The organism is Micromonospora sp. BQ32 (assembly GCF_059358895.1).
The window spans coordinates 26,552-46,896 of sequence record NZ_JCADBI010000003.1 but is presented as its reverse complement, the minus strand read 5'-3'; the positions used below and the strand labels follow the sequence as shown (position 1 = coordinate 46,896).

Below are 20,345 nucleotides of genomic sequence, written 5' to 3'. Positions count from 1 at the left end.
GGCCAGCTCGTCACATCCGCTCCAACGTGCGGATGCCGAGCAGACCCAGCCCTTGCCGCAGGGTCCGGGCGGTCAGCTCGGCCAGCAGCAGCCGGCTCTCCCGCAGCTCGCCCGGGGCACGCAACACCGGGCAGCGCTCGTAGAACCCGCTGAACGCGGTCGCGAGCCGGTGCAGGTAACCGGCGAGCTGGTGGAGTTCGAGACTCCGCTCCACCTCGCCCACCACCGCGGCGAAGCCGAGCAGCTCAACGGCGAGCGCCCGCTCCGCCGGCTGCGCGAACACCACGGGCGCATCCGGCCGCGCGTCGACCCCGGCCCGCCGCAGCACCGACCGGATCCGGGCGTACGCGTACTGGAGGTAGGGCGCGGTGTTGCCGTCCAGCGCGAGCATCCGCTCCCAGTCCAGCACGTAGTCCTTGGTCCGGTCGACGGACAGGTCGGCGTACTTGATCGCACCGATGCCCACCGCGCGGCCGATCTCGTCGGCGGTCGCGGCGTCCAGGTCCGGGTTCCTGCTCCGGGCCAGATCGGTGGCGCGGGCGATCGCCTCCTCCAGCAGCCCGACCAGCTTCACCGACTCACCGGTCCGGCTGCGCAGCATCCGCCCGTCGGCGCCGAGGATGGAGCCGAAGCCCAGATGCTCGGCCTGGGCCGGCGGGCCGAGCCAACCGGCCGCCCGGGCAACAGCGAACATCATCGCGAAGTGCTGCCGCTGCGGTAGGCCGACGACGTACAGCAGCCGGGTCGCGCCCAGCTCGCCGACGCGCTGCCGCAGCGCGGCCAGGTCGGTGGCCGGATAGCCGTACCCACCGTCGCTCTTGCGCACGATCAGCGGCAACGGCTCGCCGTCCCGGCCGGTGAACCCGGGCGGGAAGACGCAGTCAGCCCCACCGCTGAACAGCAGCAGCCCCAGCCGGTCCAGGTCGTCGACGACGCCCCCGAGCAGGTCGTTGTAAGCGCTCTCGCCCCGAAAGTCGTCCCCGGACAACGTCACGTCGAGCAGGTCGTAGACGGTCAGGAAGTACCGCTCCGACTGCGTCACCAGCAGCCGCCACAACCGCCGGGTCCGTTCGTCGCCGCCCTGCAACGCGACCACCCGCAGCCGCGACCGTTCCTGGAACGCCTCGTCGGCGTCGAACTTCACCCGGGCCGCCCGATAGAAGGTGTCCAGGTCCCCCATCGACAGGTTCTGCGCGGCTTCGGCCTCGCCGAGGTCGACCAGGTGCTCGATCAGCATCCCGAAGGGTGTCCCCCAGTCACCCAGGTGGTTGACCCGCACCACCCGGTGCCCGAGCCACTCCAGCAGCCGCACCACCGCGTCGCCGATGACGGTGGAGCGGAGATGCCCGACGTGCATCTCCTTCGCCACGTTGGGCGCCGAATAGTCGACCACCACGGTCTGCGGTGTCGCCGTCGACGGCACACCGAGCCGGGCGTCGCCCGCCAGCCCGGCGACCAGGTCGGCCAGGGCCCGGTCGGCAACCGTCAGGTTGAGAAAACCCGGCCCGGAGACCTGCGCCGACACCCCGATGTCGTCGAGCGCCGCGTGCGCCAGCACCGCGGCGGCGACGTCCCGAGGTGGGCGACCGAGCCGCCGGGCCAGCGCCAGCGCCGCGTCGGACTGGAAGTCCGCGCGCGGTGACCGCCGCACGAGCGGGTCCACCGGGCCGCCGGCCACCGCCGCGAACGCCGGTGCCAGCCGGTCGGACAACAACTTTTCAAGATCCATGAGTACGCCGATCTCGCTCGGACCCGCACTGTCACGCGAGCCGTTGACGGGGAGATACGGGCGGACCGAGGACGACCAGCGAACGACCGGCGGCTCGATCCGCCGGTCGCAGGAAACAGGTCAGCGCGGGCGGGCGACGGATCGCCGGCGTCGCCCCGCACCGACCTGGACGTCACACGACAGTCCGGTGCACTGAGCGATCACGCTGGTCATGCGGGACAGCCTAGCGGCCCGGCCGGCGCGCCGACACGTCAATGACGTGCTCCGGTCGATCTCCCGAGTGGTGCCGGTCGTTTCGGCCGGCTCAGCGCAGGGAACTGCCACGGGACAGACAAAGGGGTGATGATGAGCCGAAACACACCACTGCCGCCGGCCCGTACGCGACGCGCGCTCGCGCTGATGCCGCTGCTCGGCACGATCGCCCTGACCGCTGCCTGCACCACCACCGAGGATCCGCCCGGCTCGACCTCGACGACCGCCGCACCGGCCACGGCGTCGGCGTCAGCACCCCCGACAGACCCGTCATCCCCGAGCGCGAGCAGCGTCGTGACCATCCCGACCTCCGCCTTCGTCGAGTTGCCCGCCGAGCTGCGGAAGTCTCCCCGGCGGACGACGCCCGTCGAGGAGGCCCTGCCGAAGCTGTGTGGCAACGAGTTCGGCACCGGCGGCCGGCAGGTCACCGCGAGCGCCGCGATGACCGTCACCTACCAGAAGGCCGGCGAGCCCTCCAGCAACGTTCCGCAGGGGATGATCCACCAGACCATCTTCACCTTCGACGGCGACGGCGCCTCGGGTTACCTGGGCCGTCTCCGCACCGCCGTGCGGGCGTGCCCCTCTTACGAGCAGTCCGGGAACCGCGTCACCGTCAAGAGTCAGGCGCTGCCCGGGGTAGGCGACGAGGCACTGCTGCTGACCCGGACCTGGCCCGAGACGAGCCTCAACGGCGAACGCACCGGCGGCACCGCGTCCAGCCAGATCGCCGTGGCCCGGGTCGACACCACGGTGACGGTCCTCGACGACCAGGGGTGGGAGGGCACCAGCGGCAACCCCGCCATCCTGGACCGGGTCGTGCGGGACGGCGTCCGCGCCATCGACGCCTGGCAGCGGTAGCTCGCCCGCCACCGACGCGGGGCTTCCACCGATCGGTTCGATCCTCGGTCGAATCATGGACACCCGGACGCGAGTCGCGCTCGCGCCGGAAGACTTGAGGATTCCGGTCCACAGTGGCAGACGCGACGGCGTGCGGCAGCCACCCGGGCCATCAGCTTTGGTCGGTGGAGGAGGTCGTCATGTCGGATGGTCAGGGAACGAAGGCACCGTGGCTGCCGCCGCGGTGGTTCATCCGGCTGGCGTGGTCGGTGCACCGGGGTCTGTACCGGGTCACCGGCAGCCGGGTCGGGCTGTGGCGACCGCGCGAGAACCGCTGGGGCACGCTGCGGCTGACCACTATCGGACGCCGCACCGGCCAACAGCGAAGCGTCATCATCGCGTACTTCGAGGATGGCCCGAACCTGGTCGGCGTGGCGATGAACGGCTGGGGCGAGGGCGCCCCCGCCTGGTGGCTCAACCTCCAGGCACAACCGGACGCGTCCGTCGATCTGGTCGACGGGCGGCGACTGGTACGCGGCCGGGCCGCCACCGGCGACGAGCGGTCGCGGCTGTGGCCACGCTGGCGCGAGGCCGACAAGAACTTCGACGCCCACGCGGCGCGGCGATCGTCGGAAACCACAGTGGTGGTGCTGGAGCCCAGATCGGATGGCGGCTCCCCAACGCCCTGATGCGCTGCCGGGCCGGGAGACAACTGTGACGGTACGACGGCCCGAGCGCGTACATCCCGGGTGGTAGGCCCATCGACAACTCCGGCATGACGACTCACCAGTGGTCCCGGGAGAAGGTTCGACTGGACGGTTCAGGTGTGCTGGTGGCCCTCGGCCAGGTTCGCGTCGTAGCCGGCGGCCTGAAGGGCGAACAGTTCGGCGTACCGGCCGCCGCTGGCGACGAGGTCGGCGTGCGTGCCGGCCTCGACCAGCCGACCGTGGTGCAGGACGAAGATCCGGTCGGCGTGCCGGACGTTGGCGAGCCGGTGCGTGATGAGGATCGTGGTGGCACGACCTCTGCGGTCCCGAATGGTCTGGAACAGGGCGTCCTCGGCGCGGGGGTCGAGCGCAGAGGACGGCTCGTCCATGATCAGCAGTTCGGCGTCGCGCAGGAACCCGCGGGCCGCGGTGATGCGCTGCCACTGCCCACCGGAGAGGTCCTGGCCGCGCGCGAAGGTCCGGTCGAGCAGCGTCTCGTACCCGTGCGGAAGTTCGTTGATCATGTCGTGGGCGACCGCGCGGCCGGCGGCGGCCTCGATGCGGTCCTGTCGGGCCTCGCTGTCGACGTCGCCGATGGCGATGTTCGTGGCCGCGGTGAACGGCCACTTGTGGTATTCCTGCGTCACCACCGCGATCCGGGCCCGCAGCCCGTCGACGTCCCAGTCCGACAACCGACGGCCGTTCCACTCGACACTGCCCCCGGTGGGGGCGCGGAGGCTGGCGATCATCGCGGCGAGGGTCGTCTTACCCGAGCCGTTCTCCCCGACGAACGCGACCGTCTGCCCGGCGGTGATGGTCAACGTGACGCCGTCGACGGCGAGGTCGTCCCGATCGGGGTAGCGCAGGCTCACCTCGTTGACGGTCAACTCCCGCAGCCGATCGGGGTCGGCCGCCGCCATCGGCCCGGTGGTGTCCGGGAGGTAGGCGGCGGCGCGGGTCATGAAGCCGGTGTAGTCGCCGAAGTGCTGCCCCTCGGTGTAGACGTGGTCGACCTGGAAGGTCGCGATGGCCAGGGATCGTTGCGCGGACTGCACCGCGATGACGCAGGTCGCCGCCGCGGCGAGCGGGATCTGCCCGTCGAGGAGCAGCAACCCGAGCAGGGCGTAGACGGTGCCGGTGGCGAGGCCACCGACGATCGCTCCGACCGTGGTGGTCGTGGTGACTCGCCGGGCCAGAGCGAGCTGGATGTCGGTCTCCACCTGCATCACCCGGTCGTACTGGTCGAGCAGGAACCGGCGCAGCCCGTAGGAGCGCAACTCCGGGGCCGAGGCACGTTCGGCCATCAACTTGTGCAGCAGCCACAGTCGACGTCGGCGCACCGATCCGGCGGTGTACGTCTGGTAGCGCAGATGCCCGGCCCGCAACGACGCCCACGCGTTGGGCACCGTGGCGACCAGCAGCGCCAGCAGCAGCAGCGGATGGATGATGATGACGGCAGCAGCCACGGCGAGCAGCCCGGCCAGTCCGGCCAGCAGGTTCATCGACGCCTGCACCAGCCCAATCGTCGAATCGGTGCCCCGGGAGGCGCGTTCCATGTCATCGGCGAACGCGTCGGCGTCGAACGCCTCCAGCCGGACCGCGGTCGACACCTCGAACAGGCCCCGCTCCACCTCACGGCTCACCCGGGGGGTCAACCCGTTCTGCGCGTACCCGGTGGCGATGCCCATCCCCGCACGGAGCGCGACGGTCGCCGCCAGCACGGCCAGCGCGGGCAGCGCCGCCCGCACCTTGTCCGCTGTCGGCCCGCCGGCGAACAGCTCCACCAACACCCGCTGCGTGGCCAACAGGCCGAAGGCCGCCATCACCCCCGCGCCGACCGTCGCGGTGGCCACCACACTGGTACGGAGCCGGTCCGCGCGCCAACTGATACCGAGGGCTGTCCAGACGAGCCTGGGCAGCTCCGCGAAGACGGCGAAGACGCCGGCCTCCGCGCGCGCCCGCACCCCCGTCTCCCACCACATCTCCCGCAGCTCCGGCAGCACCGACTCCGTGCGCCCAGGGCCGGAGTGCCCCGGTCGAACGCGGCGGGCCTCTGCGGCGGCGGTCTCGGTCATGGTCGTACCTCCCGGGGCGGCAGCCGTCGCCGTCTCAGCCAGCGCAGGCGGATTGGCGGGTTCCTGGAGGATTGGACCACCCGGGTATAGCCCTTAGCAATTGCCTGATCACTCATGGTTATGGATGACGTGATGCCTGGCTGCGGCACCGTTCCGTTCCGTGACCGGGAGGTCCGGTGATCAGCCCTTGCCCAGGACGTCGAGCTGCGCTCGCAGGGCCGTGGCGATCTCGCCGGCCGCGACGATCTGATCCGGGGTGAGGGCGTCGACGAAGAGCTCCCGGATCGCGCGTAGGTGCGGGAAGGTGGCTCCCTTGAACGCCTCGGCGCCGGCTGTCGTGAGCAGCACCTCCGCCCCACGGGGAACCGTCGCGCACTCCTGCCGGCGGATGAGGCCGCGCCGCTCCATCCGCCCGAGGTGGTGGGAGAGCCGGCTCCGCTCCCACCCGATGTGCGCGGCGAGTTCGGACGACCGCATCGCCTGACCCTCCGCCTCACTGAGGGCGAGGAGCACGGCGTAGTCCCCGGTCGAGAGCGAGGAGTCGCTTTGCAGACGGGACTCGAGCCGGGAGCCGAGCGCTGCCGTCGTCTCGATGAAGTCCCGCCAGATCCGCAGCTCGTCGGCGGTGGGGAGTTGGCGTCCGCCCCGCCGGCCGGGTGTGGCCTCCGTCATCTCACCCTCCCGGGAATTGACGTGTCAATCGCCAAGTTAGCATTATTGACACGTCAACCGGTAGGTCTGCTTCCGGGGACCACCGGCGGATAGCACCGAGGAGGAGACGATGGCAGCTGCAGACTTCGAGCTGGGGCTCAACTCGTTCGGGGAGGTGGCCACCGACGGCGACCGGGTCCTGAGCGACGCCGAGACCGTACGGCTACTCGTGGACGAGGCACGGCTCGCCGAGTCGGCCGGAATCGACATGTTCAGCGTCGGTGAGCACTACCGCGAGGGCCACAACGACTCGGCGACACCCGTGTTGCTGGCGGCGGCCGCGACGGCAACCGAGCGAATCCGCCTCGGCACCTCGGTCACCGTGCTCAGCACCAACGACCCGGTACGGCTCTACCACGAGTTCTCCACCCTCGACGCCGTCTCCAACGGCCGCGCCCAGATCGTCCTCGGGCGTGCATCCGCGACCGAGTCGTTTCCGCTGTTCGGTTACGACCTGGCCGACTACGAACGGTTGTTCGAGGAGAAGCTCGACCTCTTCCTGCGGCTTCAGCAGGACGAACCGGTCACCTGGTCCGGCACGGTACGAACCCCGCTGACCGCGCAGCGTCTGCACCCACAGATGCAACCCGGCGGCATCCCGACCTGGATCGGGGTCGGGGGAAGCCCGAACTCGGTCATCCGCGCCGCCCGGCACGGACTTCCGCTCATGCTCGCGATCATCGGCGGGCGCCCTCAGCGCTTCGCCGGCCACGTCGACCTCTATACCAGGGCGCTCGAACAATTCGGGCATACCCTGCGGCCAATCGGGCAGCACTCACTCGGCCTTGTCGCAGACACCGACGAGGAGGCGGTGGAGACGTGGTGGCGCTACTGGCAGCCGGTCGTGGCGGCCCTGGCCGCCGAACGCGGCTTCTACAAACCGGACCGCGCGCGTTACGAGGCCGAAATCGACCACGGGGCGCTCTTCGTCGGTTCACCCGAGACGGTGGCGCAGAAGATCGCCACTGTCGCTCGCGGCCTGCGGCTGAGCCGCTTCGACCTGAAGTACGACATCATGCACCTGCCCCGCGAGGCACGTGCGCGCACCATCCAACTGCTGGGCAGTGAGGTCGCGCCGCGAGTCCGGGAGCTGCTGGCGAAGGAGCCCAACCATGTCTGATCTCTTGTTCGGCCTGGACACGTTCGGCGACGTGCCGGAGGACGACGCCGGCAAGCTCGTCTCCCACGCGGCGGCGATCCGGCAGGTCGTCGACGAGGCCGTGCTCGCCGACCAGCTCGGGGTCGACGTCATCGCCCTGGGCGAGCACCACCGGCCGGAGTACTCGGTCTCCACGCCGGAGACGGTGCTGGCCGGCATCGCCACCCGCACCTCGCGGATCCGGTTGGCCTCCGGCGTGACCGTGCTGAGTTCGGACGACCCGGTGCGGGTGTTCCAGCGCTTCGCCACCGTGGACGCGCTGTCGAACGGCCGAGCCGAGGTCATCCTCGGTCGCGGCTCGTTCACCGAGTCGTTCCCGCTCTTCGGCTACGACCTGCGCGACTACGACACGCTGTTCGAGGAGAAGATCGAGCTGTTCGTGAAGTTGTTGGACGAGAAGCCGGTCACCTGGAGCGGCACCCTGCGTGCCCCACTGGAGAACGCCGACGTGTTCCCGAAAACCGAATCGGGTCACCTGGACACCTGGGTCGGTGTGGGTGGCTCGCCGCAGTCGGTCGTCCGCACCGCCCAGTACGGGCTTCCGCTCATGCTCGCCATCATCGGCGGCGCGCCCGAGCGCTTCGCGCCCTACATCGACCTGTACCGCCGGGCGGCCGATCAGCTCGGTACGACCGCGCACCCGGTCGGGATGCACTCGCCGGGCTTCATCGCCGACACCGACGAGCAGGCCAAGGAGATCTACTGGCCGCACTACCGGATCATGCGAGACCGGATCGGCAAACTGCGGGGTTGGCCCCCGATCCGCCGTCAGGAGTTCGACTCCGAGGTGGAGAACGGATCCCTCTACATCGGTTCGCCGGAGACGGTGGCCCGCCGGATGGCCCGCGCGATCCGCAGCCTCGGCGTCGGCCGGTTCGACCTCATCTACTCGGCCGGCGCGCAGCCGGCGAGCGCCCGCATGCGCGCCGTGGAACTGTACGGCTCGAAGGTGATCCCCATGGTCCGCGAACTGCTTGCCTGAGCAGCACTTCCCAGCGAGAGGACGACATGAACGACAACGACCGGAGCCGGCCTGCGACCCTCGGCATCCTCGGGGCCGGCAAGGTGGGCACGGTGCTCGCCCGGCTCGCCGTCGCCGCCGGCTACCGGGTACGGGTCGCCGGCTCCGGCGACCCGGCGAAGATCGCCCTCACCGTCGAGGTCCTCGCCCCGGGGGCCGAGGCCACCACGGCGGCCGACGCGGCGGGCGACGCCGACATCGTCATCCTCGCCCTGCCCCTGGGCAAGTACCGCAGCGTTCCCGCTGAGGCATTGCGCGGCAAGCTCGTCGTCGACGCCATGAACTACTGGTGGGAGATCGACGGCATCCGCGACGACCTCACCAACCCGCGTACCTCGTCGAGCGAAACCGTCCAGGCGTTCCTGTCCGGCTCGCGCGTCGTCAAGGCGTTCAACCACATGGGCTATCACGACCTGGAGGACGAGGCCCGGCCGGCGGGGGCGGCCGGGCGCAAGGCCATCGCGATCGCCGGCGACGACAGCGCCGACCTCACCGAGATCGCGGCCCTGGTGGACGCGCTCGGCTTCGACCCGGTCGTCGCCGGCCCGCTGGCCGAAGGGGTACGACTCGAACCGGGCAGCGAGTTGTTCGGCGCCAACGTGAGCGCCGACGAGGTACGCGCCATGCTCGACCGTTTCCCGGAGTCGGAGCGGGGACGGACCATCACCGCTGCCCGAGCCTCGACCTCGCCCGAGGCGGCCTAGACGCCGAACGCCGCCCGCGGTTCGAGGTGCTGGCCCACGGCGTACTTCTCGTCGAAGTCGGTCGGGCCGAGCGCCTCGATCGCGGCGGCGCGCATCCGGGCGAGGTCCGCGGCGTCGTCCGGGTCCGGCACCTGGCCGAGCGCCGCGAACGCGGCATCTGCGACACCGATCATCCGCGCCGCGCGCGAGTGGTCTCCCTCGGCGGACGCGAGCGCGGCGCCGGCAACGCAGACGTACGGCACGAAGTCGGCCCACCCGTTGTCGAACACCCGCTCGCGGTTCTCGGCGAACAGCGTCCGCGCCACGTCGAGGTTGCCCAGCCCCAGCTCGCAGAACGCGAGGTTGTGGTATTCGGAGTTGACCGTCTTGGGTTGGCCGAGCGTCTCGTTGAGCGCGATGCTCTCCCGGTACAGGTCCCGGGCGCGGAGCAGGTCGCCGGACATCCGAGCCACGCCGGCGAGCACGTGCCGCGGTCGCTCCTCCAGGGCCTGGTCGCCGGAGCGCAGCGCCACCGCGAGAGCCTCCTGGGCCCGGGCCGCTCCGCCCGGCAGGTCACCGCCGCGAATGGCGACCCGGGCGAGGCTGTACCGCGCCTCGACCTCGCCCGCCGGGTCGCCGGCCGCCTGGGCCCGCTCGATCTCGGCCTCACTCATCCGCACCACGGCGTCGGTCTCGCCTCGGCGGAAAGCCGAGCGCACGTTCTCACTGAAGGTCATCGCCACGCTGACCAGCAAATCACGGGGCACGAGGCCCGCCACCTGCGGTCCGGCTTCGAACCGATCAGGAATCGAGAAGCCCCGGGAACGTCGGGCGGCCTAGCCTTTCCCCAGGTGAACGGCAGCACGCCGACCTGGACGACGAGAGGGAGCCCGAGATGTCCGCGAAGACCACCACCGTGTCCGACGGCTTCAGCCCGGAGGAGCGGGCCGCCATGAAGGAGCGCGCCGACGAGCTGCGCGCCGAGGGCAAGAAGGGCGCCAAGAAGGCGGACGGGCTGCAAGCGGTCCTCGACCGGATCGCGCAGATGGAGCCGGAGGACCGCGCGCTCGCCGAGCGCGTGCACGTCACGGTGACCGCCGCCGCCCCGGGCCTGACGCCGAAGACCTGGTACGGGATGCCCGCCTACGCGAACGAGGACGGCAAGATCATCGTCTTCTTCCAGGACTCGGGCAAGTTCAACTACCGGTACTCGACCCTGGGCTTCCAGGACCCGGCCAACCTCGACGACGGGGACCTCTGGCCGGTGGCGTACGCGTTGCAGCGGTGGAGCCCGGCCGTGGAAAAGAAGATCACCGAGCTGGTGCGGACGGCGGTCTCCTGACCGAAGCCCGCCCCCTCGTTGCCTGGCCGACGGTGCGATGATCGATGGCCGAAGGCTGAAGGAGACGGGTGGTGCGGACGATGTGGTGCAGGCCGCCGGCGGTACGACGAGTCGCCCGATGACCGGCCGGGTGGGTGAGGTGTTCGACACCGGTCGGACGGTGTCCGACATCCAGTCGCTGCTCGCCGCGGACCTGCCCACGGGCGGCGTACCGGTCCGCGAAGGGGACCCGGCCACCGGTGAGTGGACCGGCACCCGAGGCGAGGGCTTTCGGATCGTCCCGCTCTGGGAGAGCGACGCGCTGACGGGTGTCTACGGTGCCGAATGGAACCAGGCCGAGGAAACCGCCGAGGCGAACCTGACCCTCGTCGTGGCGGAGCTGGACCAGAGGTGGGGCGCGCACCGCAAGGTCTCCATGCGGGTGCCGCTGTTTCGGGATCAGGCCGGCGAACCCATGCCGGCGCTGTTCCAGTCGCTGTGCGACATGGACTGCTACGGCGACCTGACGGTCTGGGGGCCGACGGCGACCGAGGGCCGGTGGATCGCGGTCTCGGTCAACCAGTGTGACGGCGACGCTCCCATGATCATGACGGCGGTTGTCAGCCAACTGCCGATCGTTGAACTGCCGGACTGACCCGCCCGGTGCCCGCTGCCCGGTGACCGGGCCGTCATCGACGTTGCCCATGGCTCCTATGGTTCGGGCATGTCGATCACAGACCATGCGCTGGCCATCGCGGCGGCGGAAGCTGGAGCCGCAGTTGTCCGCTCCCGGTACGGCTCAGCACTGACGCGTGTCATGAAGACCGCTGGCGACTTCGCCACCGCCGCCGACGTCGAGGCCGAGCAGGCCATCCTCGACGTCCTGCGCGCGGCCCGCCCGGACGACGCGGTGGTGGCTGAGGAGAGCGGGCGCACGGGTACCGGCGACAACGGGCGCACCTGGCTGGTCGACCCGCTGTGCGGCACGTTGAACTTCGCCGCGCGGACCATGCTGGCCTCGGTCAACGTCGCCCTGCGGACCGGGTCGGACGTCGCCGTGGCAGCCTCGGTGGACCCGTTCGCCGATGAGGTTTTCTGGACCGACGGCACCGCCGCGTACGTTCGGGGCGGTGGTACGGACGAACGGCTCGTCCCGTCGGCCGAGTCGACGCTGGTCGACGTCAATCTCGACCCGCCCTTCCCCAACCGGGACCACTTCCTGGCCGCTCGCATGCTCGCGGACGAGGGCTTCATCGAACAGTTCCGGCCCCGGGTGGTCTCCACCAGCCTCGCCGTGGCCTGGGTCGCCGCCGGTCGCCGCGCCGCCTATGTGACGGACCGCCACGACCTGCGCGACAGCGTCCACTTCGCGGCCGGAATCGCGCTCTGCCAGGCGGCCGGCTGCGTGGTCACCGGGCTCGACGGCCAGCCGCTGCACGCCGGCGGGGACGGTCTCGTCGCGGCCGCGGACGAGCGGACGCACGCCGCCCTGCTGACGCTCATCCGCAAACAAGGCTCGTGATCGACCCGGTCTTGACATGAAGTGCGGTTGAGGTTCTAGCGTCCCTAGATGATCACGTCAGGGCCCGCGCCCGGACGTGCGTCAGCTGAACGCTACCGTCGAAGGGAATCCGATGTTCCTGTCCCGCCTTCTCCGCCCGCGTACCGTCGTGAGCGCGCACTGCGACCTCCCCTGCGGCGTCTACGACCCGGCGCAGGCCCGCATCGAGGCCGAGTCGATCAAGGCAATCTCCGAGAAGTACCAGGCCAGCGACGACCCGGAGTTTCGCACCCGCTCACTGCTCATCAAGGAGCAGCGGGCCGAGCTGGTGAAGCACCACCTCTGGGTCCTGTGGACCGACTACTTCAAGCAGCCGCACTTCGAGAAGTACCCCCAGCTGCACGGCCTCTTCAACGAGGCGACGAAGCTGGCAGGTGCCGGCGGCGCGAAGGGCGCCGCGGACCCGGCGGTCGCCGAGCAGCTCCTCGGCAAGATCGAGGAGATCTCGAAGATCTTCTGGGAGACCAAGCAGAGCTGATCAGCCGGCACCGGGTGGCACCGGCCACCCGGTTCGGCGTACCGCGTTCGGGAGGAACCGCATGACGTCGCGCACCGACCTCGTCGAAGAGTTGATGGGCCGTTTCCCACACGTGCCGCGGGAGGCAGTCCTCAAGGAGGACCTGCTGCGGGGCGGGCTCGCCTTCGACGACGCGGCACTGACCGACAACGAGCACGGCGACGTCAAGCCGAAGTCGTACTTCATCTTCTCCTTCGATCACCGGACGCTGCCGGAGTTGGGGACGGCCGCGCTGCGCCGGCCACCGGAGGAGATCGTGCTCACCGGGGGTCCGTACGAGCTGCGTCGCACCGTCGTGTCGGTCCGCACCAACCCCAGCTCGCCGTACCGCGTCGGCACCGACAGCGACGGTCGGCTGCGGCTGTTCCTGGACGGACGGCCGATCGCCGATGTCGGGCTGCCCCCGATGCCGGCGTATTACCGCCACACGCTCGCCAACGGCAAGTCGGTGATGGAGGTCGCCCCGACGATCCAGTGGGGCTACCTCATCTACCTCACCGCGTTCCGGGTCTGTCAGTATTTCGGCGCCAAGGAGGAGTGCCAGTACTGCGACATCAACCACAACTGGCGGCAGCACAAGCAGGCCGGCCGGCCCTACACCGGGGTCAAGCCCGTCGACGAGGTCCTCGAGGCCCTGGAGATCATCAACCGGCACGACGTCGACCGCGCGTCGCAGGCGTACACGCTGACCGGTGGCAGCATCACCTCGCAGGTCAACGGGCTGGCCGAGGCCGACTTCTACGGCCGGTACGCGCAGGCGATCGAGGAGCGGTTTCCGGGACGGTGGATTGGCAAGGTCGTGGCCCAGGCGCTGCCCCGAGCCGATGTGCAGCGGTTCCACGACTACGGGATCCGCATCTACCACCCCAACTACGAGGTGTGGGACAAGCGGTTGTTCGAGTTGTACTGCCCGGGCAAGGAGCGCTACGTCGGTCGGGAGGAGTGGCATCGACGCATCCTCGACTCCGCCGAGGTGTTCGGCCCGCGCAACGTGATCCCGAACTTCGTGGCGGGTGTCGAGATGGCCGCCCCGCACGGCTTCACGAGCGTCGACGAGGCGATCGACTCCACCACCGAAGGGCTTGACTACTTCATGTCCCGGGGGATCACGCCCCGGTTCACCACCTGGTGCCCGGAACCCACCACACCGCTCGGTCGGACCAACCCGCAGGGTGCGCCGCTCGAATACCACGTCCGCCTGCTGGATGCCTACCGGGCGACCATGGACGCCCACGGCCTGTCCAGCCCGCCCGGGTACGGCCCCGCCGGGCCCGGACGAGCGGTCTTCTCGGTCAGCTCCTTCATGGACACCCTGCCGTCCACGGATTCGTGACGGACGCGCTCGGCCGGCCCGCCCATGTCGATCCGCAGAGGAGGAGCGGTATACCTCAGAGGCATATTCATACCTCTGAGGTATACCGCTCAAAACCGCATCCGCCCCGACGAAGGTGACCGAGGGTGATCGGCCGAGCCGCACCCCGTCGATCCGACAGGACTTACTCGTCTAGCTGGCGTACGTCTCGAACTCACCGACCCGGGGCGTACCGCTGGAGCTGTTGATCTTGAAGTTGAGCTTGCTCGTCGCGGTGGCCGGGAAGGTGATCGCACCGGCCCCGCTACCGGCGGCCAGGACGGCCCCGTTGTCGTTGTTGATCAGCTGCCAGGATCCGATGGAGCCCTGGGTGCCGGACGGCTCGCGGATCACCACCCGGGACACCTGGGTCGCGGAGCCCCACTTGATCGAGATCGTGCCGGTCGACCCGGCCGGCGACCAGTAGGTGCTCAGGCTGCCGTCGCGCACGTTGCCGTAGCTGGTCCCGCTGGCCTTGCTGGAACCGTCGGCGCCGGCCCCGAGGCTGAGGTTGGTTCCGCCGGTCGGCGGCGGGGTGGTCGGCGGCGGGGTCGTGGGCGGGGGCGTGGTCGGCGGCGGGGTGGTGGGCGGCGGGGTCTGCGGCGAGCAAGTGCCGTTCGACACCCTCAGGCCCGTGTTGGCGCCGACCGTCTGACGGACGATGTCCGGCACACAGCTCGCCCCGTCGAGGCTGTACGGGTACGGGATGCTGACCGTGGTGTTGGAGGTCGGGTTGGGGCCGGCGGGGTAGTTCTCGCTGCCGGCGCTGGACCAGGTCACGTTGTCGAAGACGTTGCCGGCAACCTGCCAGTAGCCGCGCTCGTTGGTGTAGAAGGTGCCCAGGACATCCTTGGAGTCGCGGAAGTAGTTGTTCTCCACTTTGGCCCTGGCCCCCGCCCGGGAGTTGATGCCGGACTCGTGCAGGCTCACGTAGTGGTTGTTGTAGATGTGGGCGACCCCGCCGCGCAGCAGCGGCGTTCGCGAGTCGATGTTCTCGTAGAGGTTGTGGTGGTACGTGATGAAGCCGTTCGACAGGTCGCTCTCGCTGGACCCGACGAGGCCGCCGCGGCCGGAGTTACGCAGGATGCTGTAGGACAGCGTGACGTACTGGGTGTTGTCCTTCATGTCGAAGAGGCCGTCGTACCCCTCGGACTCCCCGCCCGACGCCTCCAGGGTGACGTGATCGACCCAGACGTTGCGGACCGTGCTCTCCATGCCGATGGCGTCCCCGCCGTTCGAGGTGGGCGAGCCCGACTTCTTGACGTTCCGCACTGTCACGTTCTGGATGATGATGTTGCTGGAGTCGCGGATGTGGATGCCGAGCTGGTCGAAGACGGCGCTGCCGACCCCGATGATGGTGACGTTGCTGATCTGCTTGAGCTCGATCACGCCCGCCGCGGTGTTGCAGCTCGACCCGGAAACCTTGCTGGTGTTGCCGTGGTTGATGGTTCCGCTGACCTCGATGGTGATCGGGGTGCTGCTGCTGGTCCGACCGCACAGCGCCGCGTGGATCGCCGTGCCCGTGGTGGCCCGCACCGTCTGCCCACCCGCGCCGCCGGTGGTCCCGCCGTTCTGGGTGGCGTAGCCGGTGGCGCTGCCGACCGCCGCCGATGCCTGCGGGGTCGGTAGCGCCACCCCGACCGCGATCACCACGGCCGTCGCGGCCAACACCGCCTGACGTCGCAGCACGACTGGTCGTCTCATGTCGCCTCACCTTCGCATTCGTCTCGTACCAGGTTTCGACTCGACGCACGTCGCGACCACACCTGTCGACGGACGTCGTTCAGGAATTGGCGACAGTAAATCGCAGTAATTTCATCGAGGTCGCTAGCGCCCTGGTGGAAGCAGGGATGTGTCGTGCGAGCGGGGTGTGCCCGGTGACACCGCTCGCAGGACCGTTAAATGGAACATCGATGCAACGCAATCGTAGGAAAGCGGTTTCCCTGAAGGCAATAGCTGACGCTTGCAGGTTTGTTGCAGTGCTCGCGGGGGGCGGGTCGGGGTGGTCCGGGCCGCGACCCGGCCACGCGATCTTGCGGTTTCTGTCGCCGAGATACGCGGATTTGGGCGGTTCGTCAGGACAGTCAGTGCAAGATCGCCGGCGGGTTCTCGCGCCGGTGGTTTACCGGCGGGCGTCGCCCGCGTCGGGCTCGGCGGGAGCGGGCGCGCCCCCGACGAGCACGGACTCCTGACCCTCCTGCCGGCCCTCCTGTCGAGCGCGGGCCAGCAGCCCGGCCAGCCGACGCCGCCGGTGCCGGGCCGCCGCCCGCAGACCCAGGAGCAGGCCGGCGAGCAGACCCAGCAGTGCGAGCTGCGCCCACGGTACGACCCAGGTGGTGACGGTGGCGGAAGCCGGTCGGAGGTCGGCCCCGGCCTGGCCGTCGCCGAGCAGCGTCGGCGACGTGCTGACGGTCGTCCGGAGGCGCCCCAGGGCCCAGACGCCGCCGGCCCGGGTCTCCACCGTCCGGCTGCCGCCGGGCAGCAACTCCTCGATCGCGCTGGTGGCGTCGTGGCTGCTCCGGCCGAGCAGGTCGGACATCGCCACCTGACTCGTTCCGCTGACCCAGACGTTGCCGGCGTTCTCGACGGTGTAGCGGACCCGCACCGTGCCACCGGCGAACGGGTTCCACGACGGGGAGTACGTCGCGCCGAGGCCCCGGACGGCCAGGGCCGCCTGCGCGGAGCCGTTGACGCGCAGCATGACCCGGAAGCCGACGCGGCTCTCGACGTTGACCGTGCCGCCGGTGCTGGTGACGGTCGCGGCGATACCGGCCGGGTGGTCACCCGGTGTGGCGCCCTGGGGCACCGTGATCGTGAACGGCACCACCCGCGTCTCGTTGGGGCCGACGGTAACCTTCTCCTGGACGTCGATCCAGGTGCCGCCGTCGACCGAAGGGCGGTCGGACGACAGCATGTTGAAGCGGCCCTTGTCGGTGAGGTAGCCGTCGGCGGCCTTCAGGGAGAAGGCGACAGCGGAGCGGCTGAAGTTCCGGACCGCCAGGTGCTCGGTCACGGCCTGCCCCGGGTCGAGGCTGGCGTTGATCCATCGGCGTTGGTCCGGGCCATTCGCGGTGGCCGGTTGGACCGTCCAGGTCAGGGCCTTCGGGTCCGGTTCCGCCGCCGCCGCGGTCGGCGCGACCGCAACCGCGAGGGACGCGACGGCGAGGACGACGAGCGCCCGGCGCAGCGGGGTGACGGTCATGAGGCGGCCCTTCGGCACGGGGCTGGGCGGGGACCCGGTCCGGGCCCCCGCCCAGGCCACTACTCGAACAGTGAGAGCGTGAGCGTGGAGCTGTACGCGCCGGCGGCGACCTCCGCGGGGGTCCGCAGGTAGAGGTCGGCGTTGACCGAGTACGAGTCGCTGACGACGGCCTCGGAGTCGAAGGCCGAGACCAACAGCTCCTGGTCGACGAGGCCGACGTTGTTGCCCGGCTGGGTCGGCTCGTCCAGGCTGGTCACCACCTCCTCGCCCTCGGTGACCAGGCCGGTCTCGCCGCCGTCGAGCAGGCGCGGCTTCCAACCCAGGTGGTCGGCGGTGATCGGCGCCTGGCCGGAGGCGCCCGCGAAGTCGGTCGCGCTGCCGAGCACCGCCCAGCTGGCGCCGTCGGGCACCTCGTCGGCGACGCGGGTGTCGGTGACCGTCACCGTCGGCAGCGTACCGACGAACTGGCGGACCAGCAGCGTCGAGCCGTCCTCGGACAGCGCGACGGCGTCGCCAGCGATCGACAGGGCGAGCACGCCCGGTTCCCTGATCTCGTCGATGTCGACAGTGACCCGCACGCTGGCGTCGTCGCCGGGCTCGGCCAGTGCGGGCGACGGCAGCACCGCCGCCCCGGTCAGCACGGCGCCGACCGCGCAGGCCGCGAGCGCCTGCCGCCGTTTGTCTGTGTTCATGTGATCTCCGTTCTCCGCCATCGGGGTTTATCCGCCGCAGGTGCCGGCGGGGTGTTGCACGGTGCGGACGGCCGTCACGTCCTGTCCGCCGATCGCCCCGGTCACCCGGACCGTCGCCGAACCCGCCGACACCGACCCGGCACGGGTGTTGAACGACTGGTAGGCGTTCGCCCCCGGCGCGACGGCCGCGAACGACCGCTCGCCGTACGGCGTCTCCACTGTGATGCCGACCGGGGCGTCATGGTCGTTGCGCGCCCGCACCGCCACGTACGCCTTGCCGCCCACGCAGCGCGTGGACGCGGTGGCGGTGACGGGCAGGTCGAGGGTGGCCGCCGCGAAGGCCCAGTTGTCGATCTCGAAGAGGTCGACGCCGGCCGGGCCGGTGTAGGTGAAGTAGACGTCGTGCACGCCGCTGACGCCGTCAAGCTCGGCGGTCACCTCGGCCCACTGTCCGACCGGGGTGTCCACCGCGACCGTGCCGACGACGGGACCGTTGGCGTCGTCCAGCCGGACCTGGACCTGCCCGCCGGCGGCGAGCGCCCGCACCCGCGCCGTCACGCTCTGCGCCCCGCTGTCCCCGAAGTTCACCGAGGACAGCGCTGTCCAGTCGCTGTTGTCGATGTCTCGGACCGCCAGGTTCGGTGCCGCGCCGCCGAACTGGGCGGAGCTGCCGTCGACCTTCGTGGTCGCGACACCCTTGCTCCAGCCGAAGGTCTCGGCCTCGAAGAGGCGGTACGGGTCGAAGTCGCGGACCTGGTCCACGCCGGCGTACGTGCCGACGACCTGCTGGATCGTGCCGTCCGGGTTGAAGGTCAGCTCCTGGATGTGCGGGCTGCGGTACCCCTGGGTGGTGTTGCCGTTGATGCGCTTGTTCAGCGTCGGGGCGTGGTAGGTGAAGTAGTACTTGCCGCCGAACTCGAACACCGACTGGTGGTTGTTACCCCCGGTGCCGGCCCCGAAGAACTGCGACTGGTTCGGGAAGAGCACACCGGCGTAGGTCTCCTTCGGCCACGACATCGGGCCGTCGGAGATCATGTAGCCGATCTGGCCACCGCCGGGGTAACCGGGAAGCGGCTGCTGATTGCCACCGAAGTCGTTCCCGCCGAAGTGCGAGGAGTACGAGAAGTAGTACTTGCCCTGGCGCTTGAAGACGTGACCCGCCTCGAAGGCGACCGGTGCGTCGACCACCGCGGCCGTTCCCTCGGTCGAGACCATGTCGTCGCCGAGCTCGATCGACCGGATGTTCTTCGGATTGTTGAAGCGCTCGGCCGGCGGCATGCTCGTCGACGCGGGGCCACCACCGAAGTAGAGGTACGGCTGGCCGTCGTCGTCGACGAACGGGGCCGGGTCGAACTTCCAGGCGACGGCCTCGGCGCCGGGCGTACGGCCGTCGATCAGCGTGCTCGTGCGCTCGCTGGTCCACGGACCGAGCGGTGACGCACCCGTGATCACGTTGCTGGAGCCACCGCCGTTGGCGTAGTAGAGGAAGAACTTCTCCACCCCGTTCACCACCTTCTTGGTGATGCCCGGAGCCCACGAGTTGGCGGTGAACGGGGCCACCCCGTTCGGGCCGGCGACCTGGATCTCACCGTGGTCGGTCCAGTTCACGAGGTCCTCCGAGGAGATCACCGTGATCTGGTTGATGTCGCCGTAGTTGATTCCCGGCGAGACGCCCGTGGTCGGGTTCGGGGCGTAGCCCTGGGTGTCGTTGGTCATGTACATGTACACCCGGCCGTCGTGCACGAGGCCGAAGCCGTCAGCGCCGAACTTGTGCCCGATCAACGGGTTGTGCTCCCCGGGCAGCTTGCCGACGACCTCGATGGTCTTCGACGCCGGCGCGGGTGGCGCGGAGCCGATCACCGACACGTCGTCGAGCTTGAAGTCCATCAGGTGCAGGGCCGGGTCGGTGGACGGCGTGCTCGTCCAGGGGGTCTCGAAGAACAGGCGCGCCGTCGACACGCTCTGCGTCGTCGGGATCGTGAACGTTCCGTTGAACTGCGCCCACTGACCCTTCGTCGCCGTCACGCTGACCAGGTTGGTGTAGGTGCCGCCGCCGTAGTGCATGGTGGCGAAGAACTGCTTCGTGGCCGGTCCGCTCTCGTTCTCGTACTTGATGCGGGCCGTCAGGGTGTAGGCCTGGCCGGCCTGCACCTTGCCGCTGAGGTCCTGCATTGGCCCGGAGCCGGTGGTCGCACGGCTGGTGACGAGCGCGGCGTTCGCGCCGGCGTAGGCGTCCGACGTGGCGGACAACTGGGCGCCGTCGGAGGCGTTTCCGTTGTTGACGAACCAGTTGGCCAGGCCGTCCTCGAACCCGCCATTGACGACGAGGTTCGTGTCGGCGGCCTGGACCGGCGCCGCCGGGGCGACGAACCCCGTGGCCAGCATCAGGCCGACTGTCGCGAGCGCTGCGACCCGCCCTCGGGTCGCCCGTCGCATTCGTTGTTCCACGAGACATCCTCCTTCATCTCTGACGTGCGCTGCCGCCACCGGTCCGGCCGTGGCCGGCGACGCGGGACAGGTCCGCTGT

General features: G+C 70.1%; 18 protein-coding genes. 10 read left to right on the top strand and 8 right to left on the bottom strand.

What is annotated here, in order from left to right; genetic code table 11:
- Positions 1–10: 10 nt before the first annotated feature.
- Positions 11–1,729, bottom strand: coding sequence for an arginine--tRNA ligase (gene argS / locus AC5L30_RS07235; RefSeq protein ID WP_494866134.1), 1,719 nt, complete (start codon positions 1,727–1,729; stop codon positions 11–13).
- A gap of 345 nt (positions 1,730–2,074) precedes the next feature.
- Between argS and AC5L30_RS07230 the strand changes: the two genes are divergently transcribed.
- Together AC5L30_RS07230 and AC5L30_RS07225 are read left to right on the top strand one after the other, a co-directional pair.
- Complete coding sequence (locus tag AC5L30_RS07230; protein WP_494866133.1) at positions 2,075–2,839, top strand: hypothetical protein; 765 nt, start codon at positions 2,075–2,077, stop codon at positions 2,837–2,839.
- Positions 2,840–3,018: 179 nt separating this feature from the next.
- Positions 3,019–3,507 carry a nitroreductase/quinone reductase family protein gene (locus tag AC5L30_RS07225; RefSeq protein ID WP_494866132.1) on the top strand — a complete coding sequence of 163 codons (489 nt, stop codon included), beginning with the start codon at positions 3,019–3,021 and terminating at the stop codon, positions 3,505–3,507.
- 131 nt (positions 3,508–3,638) lie between these two features.
- On the opposite strand, the gene AC5L30_RS07220 is transcribed toward AC5L30_RS07225, so the two are convergent.
- Together AC5L30_RS07220 and AC5L30_RS07215 are read right to left on the bottom strand one after the other, a co-directional pair.
- Entirely contained in the window at positions 3,639–5,507 is a 1,869-nt protein-coding gene (locus tag AC5L30_RS07220) for an ABC transporter ATP-binding protein (RefSeq protein WP_494866547.1), read from the bottom strand.
- A 273-nt stretch (positions 5,508–5,780) separates the two neighbouring features.
- The gene (locus AC5L30_RS07215; RefSeq protein ID WP_494866131.1) at positions 5,781–6,272 is read right to left on the bottom strand and encodes a MarR family winged helix-turn-helix transcriptional regulator; all 492 of its coding nucleotides are present in this window, start codon (positions 6,270–6,272) and stop codon (positions 5,781–5,783) included.
- Positions 6,273–6,381: 109 nt separating this feature from the next.
- Here AC5L30_RS07215 and AC5L30_RS07210 point away from each other — a divergent pair, with 109 nt between their 5' ends.
- The 3 genes from AC5L30_RS07210 to AC5L30_RS07200 are packed head-to-tail and all read left to right on the top strand — an operon-like array spanning position 6,382 to position 9,195.
- Positions 6,382–7,431, top strand: a complete 1,050-nt coding sequence (locus AC5L30_RS07210; protein ID WP_494866130.1) for an LLM class flavin-dependent oxidoreductase — start codon at positions 6,382–6,384, stop codon at positions 7,429–7,431.
- Positions 7,424–8,452: an LLM class flavin-dependent oxidoreductase gene (locus tag AC5L30_RS07205; RefSeq protein ID WP_355421463.1), complete on the top strand. Its 1,029-nt coding sequence runs from the start codon at positions 7,424–7,426 to the stop codon at positions 8,450–8,452. Before AC5L30_RS07210 ends, AC5L30_RS07205 begins: the two co-directional genes overlap by 8 nt.
- Before the next feature lie 26 nt (positions 8,453–8,478).
- Positions 8,479–9,195, top strand: coding sequence for an NADPH-dependent F420 reductase (locus AC5L30_RS07200; protein ID WP_494866129.1), 717 nt, complete (start codon positions 8,479–8,481; stop codon positions 9,193–9,195).
- On the opposite strand, the gene AC5L30_RS07195 is transcribed toward AC5L30_RS07200, so the two are convergent.
- Positions 9,192–9,941: a tetratricopeptide repeat protein gene (locus tag AC5L30_RS07195; protein WP_494866128.1), complete on the bottom strand. Its 750-nt coding sequence runs from the start codon at positions 9,939–9,941 to the stop codon at positions 9,192–9,194. The genes AC5L30_RS07200 and AC5L30_RS07195 overlap by 4 nt on opposite strands.
- A 128-nt stretch (positions 9,942–10,069) precedes the next feature.
- On the opposite strand from AC5L30_RS07195, the gene AC5L30_RS07190 reads away from it, so the two are divergent.
- From AC5L30_RS07190 to AC5L30_RS07170, 5 genes are all read left to right on the top strand, one after another.
- Positions 10,070–10,516, top strand: a complete 447-nt coding sequence (locus AC5L30_RS07190; protein WP_494866127.1) for an iron chaperone — start codon at positions 10,070–10,072, stop codon at positions 10,514–10,516.
- A gap of 37 nt (positions 10,517–10,553) precedes the next feature.
- Positions 10,554–11,150, top strand: a complete 597-nt coding sequence (locus AC5L30_RS07185; protein WP_494866126.1) for a hypothetical protein — start codon at positions 10,554–10,556, stop codon at positions 11,148–11,150.
- Between the two features lie 69 nt (positions 11,151–11,219).
- Positions 11,220–12,017 carry an inositol monophosphatase family protein gene (locus tag AC5L30_RS07180; protein ID WP_494866125.1) on the top strand — a complete coding sequence of 266 codons (798 nt, stop codon included), beginning with the start codon at positions 11,220–11,222 and terminating at the stop codon, positions 12,015–12,017.
- Positions 12,018–12,129: 112 nt separating this feature from the next.
- On the top strand, positions 12,130–12,534 hold the full coding sequence (sodN, locus tag AC5L30_RS07175; protein ID WP_494866124.1) for a superoxide dismutase, Ni: 405 nt from the start codon (positions 12,130–12,132) through the stop codon (positions 12,532–12,534).
- A gap of 61 nt (positions 12,535–12,595) precedes the next feature.
- Entirely contained in the window at positions 12,596–13,906 is a 1,311-nt protein-coding gene (locus tag AC5L30_RS07170) for a radical SAM protein (protein WP_494866123.1), read from the top strand.
- Positions 13,907–14,077: 171 nt separating this feature from the next.
- On the opposite strand, the gene AC5L30_RS07165 is transcribed toward AC5L30_RS07170, so the two are convergent.
- From AC5L30_RS07165 to AC5L30_RS07150, 4 genes are all read right to left on the bottom strand, one after another.
- On the bottom strand, positions 14,078–15,628 hold the full coding sequence (locus AC5L30_RS07165) for a pectate lyase family protein (RefSeq protein WP_494866122.1): 1,551 nt from the start codon (positions 15,626–15,628) through the stop codon (positions 14,078–14,080).
- A 418-nt stretch (positions 15,629–16,046) separates the two neighbouring features.
- Positions 16,047–17,126 carry a hypothetical protein gene (locus AC5L30_RS07160; protein ID WP_494866121.1) on the bottom strand — a complete coding sequence of 360 codons (1,080 nt, stop codon included), beginning with the start codon at positions 17,124–17,126 and terminating at the stop codon, positions 16,047–16,049.
- A gap of 59 nt (positions 17,127–17,185) precedes the next feature.
- Positions 17,186–17,818, bottom strand: a complete 633-nt coding sequence (locus tag AC5L30_RS07155) for a hypothetical protein (RefSeq protein WP_494866120.1) — start codon at positions 17,816–17,818, stop codon at positions 17,186–17,188.
- A 27-nt stretch (positions 17,819–17,845) separates the two neighbouring features.
- Positions 17,846–20,266: a family 43 glycosylhydrolase gene (locus tag AC5L30_RS07150; RefSeq protein ID WP_494866119.1), complete on the bottom strand. Its 2,421-nt coding sequence runs from the start codon at positions 20,264–20,266 to the stop codon at positions 17,846–17,848.
- Positions 20,267–20,345 lie beyond the last annotated feature (79 nt).

Bases quoted from the DNA above. Each gene is read 5' to 3' on its own strand.
- argS (WP_494866134.1), bottom strand. From the start codon at position 1,729: ATGGATCTTGAAAAGTTGTTGTCCGACCGGCTGGCACCGGCGTTCGCG.
- AC5L30_RS07230 (WP_494866133.1), top strand. From the start codon at position 2,075: ATGAGCCGAAACACACCACTGCCGCCGGCCCGTACGCGACGCGCGCTC.
- AC5L30_RS07225 (WP_494866132.1), top strand. From the start codon at position 3,019: ATGTCGGATGGTCAGGGAACGAAGGCACCGTGGCTGCCGCCGCGGTGG.
- AC5L30_RS07220 (WP_494866547.1), bottom strand. From the start codon at position 5,507: ATGTGGTGGGAGACGGGGGTGCGGGCGCGCGCGGAGGCCGGCGTCTTC.
- AC5L30_RS07215 (WP_494866131.1), bottom strand. From the start codon at position 6,272: ATGACGGAGGCCACACCCGGCCGGCGGGGCGGACGCCAACTCCCCACC.
- AC5L30_RS07210 (WP_494866130.1), top strand. From the start codon at position 6,382: ATGGCAGCTGCAGACTTCGAGCTGGGGCTCAACTCGTTCGGGGAGGTG.
- AC5L30_RS07205 (WP_355421463.1), top strand. From the start codon at position 7,424: ATGTCTGATCTCTTGTTCGGCCTGGACACGTTCGGCGACGTGCCGGAG.
- AC5L30_RS07200 (WP_494866129.1), top strand. From the start codon at position 8,479: ATGAACGACAACGACCGGAGCCGGCCTGCGACCCTCGGCATCCTCGGG.
- AC5L30_RS07190 (WP_494866127.1), top strand. From the start codon at position 10,070: ATGTCCGCGAAGACCACCACCGTGTCCGACGGCTTCAGCCCGGAGGAG.
- AC5L30_RS07185 (WP_494866126.1), top strand. From the start codon at position 10,554: ATGATCGATGGCCGAAGGCTGAAGGAGACGGGTGGTGCGGACGATGTG.
- AC5L30_RS07180 (WP_494866125.1), top strand. From the start codon at position 11,220: ATGTCGATCACAGACCATGCGCTGGCCATCGCGGCGGCGGAAGCTGGA.
- sodN (WP_494866124.1), top strand. From the start codon at position 12,130: ATGTTCCTGTCCCGCCTTCTCCGCCCGCGTACCGTCGTGAGCGCGCAC.
- AC5L30_RS07170 (WP_494866123.1), top strand. From the start codon at position 12,596: ATGACGTCGCGCACCGACCTCGTCGAAGAGTTGATGGGCCGTTTCCCA.
- AC5L30_RS07165 (WP_494866122.1), bottom strand. From the start codon at position 15,628: ATGAGACGACCAGTCGTGCTGCGACGTCAGGCGGTGTTGGCCGCGACG.
- AC5L30_RS07160 (WP_494866121.1), bottom strand. From the start codon at position 17,126: ATGACCGTCACCCCGCTGCGCCGGGCGCTCGTCGTCCTCGCCGTCGCG.
- AC5L30_RS07155 (WP_494866120.1), bottom strand. From the start codon at position 17,818: ATGAACACAGACAAACGGCGGCAGGCGCTCGCGGCCTGCGCGGTCGGC.